Annotated in this window: 1 protein-coding gene; it reads right to left on the bottom strand. The window is 31.8% G+C overall.

Features of this window, described 5'->3' with window-relative positions; translation table 11 throughout:
• The coding region (locus AFK68_RS00510; protein ID WP_143437374.1) for an ATP-binding protein at positions 1 to 2,034 on the bottom strand (2,034 nt) is incomplete at both ends.

Below are 2,034 nucleotides of genomic sequence, written 5' to 3'. Positions count from 1 at the left end.
ACGACCGCCATGTTTTTCTACCACAATTTGATAACTAATTGACAACCCAATACCAGTGCCTTTACCTACAGATTTTGTAGTAAAGAAAGGGTTAAATATTTGTTGCTGTACTTCTTCTGTCATCCCCGTACCATTATCAGAGATGCTAATAGTAATAAATGTTTTTTCTTTAACTTCAGTTTGAATTTTAATTGTGGGAATTTCTTCTTTATTTGATTGAGAAAATTTACCTTTTGCTTGTGCGTCTTCCAGAGCATCAATTGCATTTACGACAATATTCATAAATACTTGGTTTAACTGACTCACATAACAATCTACCAGAGGAATATTCCCATATTGTTTAATTAAATTAATCTGTTTTCCTACTTTAGGAGTAAGTCGATTATTAAGTATGAGTAAAGTGCTATCTATTCCTTCGTGAATATTAACTAGCTTCATTTCTGCTTCATCAAGTCTGGAAAAATTGCGTAATGACTTGACAATTTCACGAATCCGCTCTGTACCTACCTTCATAGATTTTAATAGTTGAGGCAGGTCTTCCATAATAAATTCTACATCTATTTCTTCACTTTCTGCTTCAATTTCTGCCACAGGAGGATTGTAATATTGTTGATATAGTTTAATCATTTGCATTAGTTCACAGGCATAATTATTTGCATATTCAATATTGCCATATATAAAATTAACAGGATTATTAATTTCATGGGCAATACCTGCGACTAACTGCCCTAAACTAGACATTTTTTCACTTTGGATTAATTGTGTCTGAGTCAATTGTAATTTTCTTAATGTTTGTTCTAATTGAGCCGATTTTTCTCTTTCTCTTACTTCTGACTTTTGCAATGCAGAATTTAATTTTGCTAGTTCATCTGCTTGTTTAAGTACAATTTTAATAATCGCATTTCTTAGTTCCAATGCAGCATCTATTTCACACTTTTTCCAAGGTACAGATGTTAGTTTAACAATTTCTTTCCACAGTTCAAATGATTTCCGAGGACATAATCGAATGTCGCCATTAGACTCTGTTTCTGTAACTGGTTTAGGATCTCCAGCCCAATCAATAGTTTGAATGAATTCTGGTCGAAACCACAAAATATAAATTCTTTGAGCTGAAGATATTGAAAGTGCTAGTAACCCACTAGCTACATCTTTATATTCTCGAAATTTTTCATAACTTCTAGGCAAAGAATCTGTAGAAAAAACTTCTTGATTAAACTGTTTTTCTATCTCTGGGATTAATTCTTGAATAGCTATTAATGGTGGAGTTTTACCTACTAGATGAAAATGCTCTCCAGAAATTACGACTGCTCCTTCAGCACTGGCTAAATTTAGGAGTTGATTTTGACATTCAACTAAGGCATCAATAAAATTTGATGAAGTTGAAATATCTTCAATAATTTTACTCTTGACTGACTTTAACTCTAACCGATAATTATAGTCTTCGTTATTTTCTTGATAAGGAATTTCTAGAGACATTGTTTGTCCTAAAAATTCGCACGCTGCTCTTAATTCATAGGGCACATATTTCGCTGAATTGTGGTGACAAGCAATTAAACCCCATAATTTTTTATTTTTGAGCAAAGATATAGACATAGAAGCACCGACACCCATATTTTTTAAATATTCGATGTGGCAAGGTGAGACACTTCTTAAAACAGAATAAGTTAAGTCAATAGATTCATTAGTAATTGGATTATTGCTTGGTAAGATTTCTACAGGTTGAGAATTAACATCTGCAATTAATCTGAGCCAATTTACTTGGAATATTTTTCTAGCTTGAGGTGGAATATCTAGACTTGGATAATTTAATCCTAACAGTGGTTCTAGGGTTTCTATTTTTTCTTCAGCAATTACAGAACCACTATTTTTAGAATCAAATTTATATACCATTACTCTGTCAAAGCCTGTAATTTTTCTGATTTCTTTTACAATTATTTGAGATAAATTTTTCAAATTAGAAGCACTTTGCATTTTTGATGCTGCTTCTCTGACAGAATGATAGAAGTTTAAAAATGAAAGATTTTCTTGAGATAT

The sequence above is a fragment of the Hydrocoleum sp. CS-953 genome, from assembly GCF_002260545.1.
GTDB lineage: Bacteria > Cyanobacteriota > Cyanobacteriia > Cyanobacteriales > Microcoleaceae > Trichodesmium.
The sequence above is the reverse complement of the archived record's forward strand: the minus strand, read 5'-3'. Positions and strand labels throughout refer to the sequence as shown.